Source organism: Okeania sp. SIO2C2, assembly GCF_010692625.1.
GTDB classification, from domain to species: domain Bacteria; phylum Cyanobacteriota; class Cyanobacteriia; order Cyanobacteriales; family Microcoleaceae; genus Okeania; species Okeania hirsuta.
In genome coordinates this window covers 58781-59945 of the sequence record NZ_JAAHGM010000027.1, presented here as the reverse complement: position 1 = coordinate 59945, position 1165 = coordinate 58781, and the positions used below count along the sequence as shown (strand labels likewise).

1 protein-coding gene is annotated in these 1165 nt (G+C 54.7%); it reads right to left on the bottom strand.

Annotated features, from left to right (window positions below):
• The coding region (locus tag F6K18_RS20835) for an Ig-like domain-containing protein (protein ID WP_287523591.1) at positions 1-1165 on the bottom strand (1165 nt) is incomplete at both ends.

Genomic DNA, 1165 nt, shown 5'->3' with positions numbered 1-1165 from the left:
CTGGTGTGAATGTGACATTGCCATTATCGTCTACTTCAAATGTGCCTTGTCCGGGGATGGTTCTGGTTTTTTGCTCTCCTGGTCTGTTGGGGTCTAGGTCTATGGTGCTGGGGTCGATGTTCCCGTCGATGTCGTTGTCGTTGTCTGTAATGTTGATGGTTGCTGGCTGGTTTTTGAGTGTTGTGCCGCTGTCGTTGTTGGCTATTGGGGGTTGGTTGGGGTTGATGGTGATGTTTGTGCTGCCTGCTACGGTTGCTGTGCCGTCGCTGACACTATATGTGAAGTCTCCTGGGTCGTCTATGCCGTTGTAGTCGGCGGGGGCGTCGTATTGTAATGTTGTGAGTTGGGCTGGTGTTAATTCCTGGCCGTTGGTGACTGGTGTGCCGTCTGCTAGGGTTACTGTGCCTAGTGTGGGTAGTCCTGTGACTGTGATGGTGAGGGTGTCTCCGTCTGGGTCTGTGGGGGCTGCTAGACCTAAGCCTGTGTCTGTGCTGCCTTCGTCTACTGTGATGGCGCTGTTGTTGGCTACTGGGGGGTCGTTGGGGTTGATGGTGATGTCTGTGCTGCCTGCTACGGTTTCTGTGCCGTCGCTGACATCATATGTGAAGTCTCCTGGGTCGTCTGTGCCGTTGTAGTCGGCTGGGGCGTCGTATTGTAATGTTGTCAGTTGGGCTTCTGTTAATACTTGACCGTTGGTGACTGGTGTGCCGTCTGCTAGGGTGACTGTGCCTAGTGTGGGTAGTCCTGTGACTGTGATGGTGAGGGGGTCTCCGTCTAGGTCTGTGGGGGCTGCTAGACCTAACCCTGTGTCTGTGCTGCCTTCGTCTACTGTGATGGCGCTGCTGTTGGCTACTGGGGGGTCGTTGATGGGGTTAATCGCAATGTCTGTGCTTCCGGTTACTGTTTCTGTGCCGTCGCTGACACTATATGTGAAGTCTCCTGGGTCGTCTGTGCCGTTGTAGTCGGCTGGGGCGTCGTATTGTAATGTTGTCAGTTGGGCTTCTGTTAATACTTGACCGTTGGTGACTGGTGTGCCGTCTGCTAGGGTGACTGTGCCTAGTGTGGGTAGTCCTGTGACTGTGATGGTGAGGGGGTCTCCGTCTAGGTCTGTGGGGGCTGCTAGACCTAACCCTGTGTCTGTGCTGCCTTCGTCTACTGTGATGGC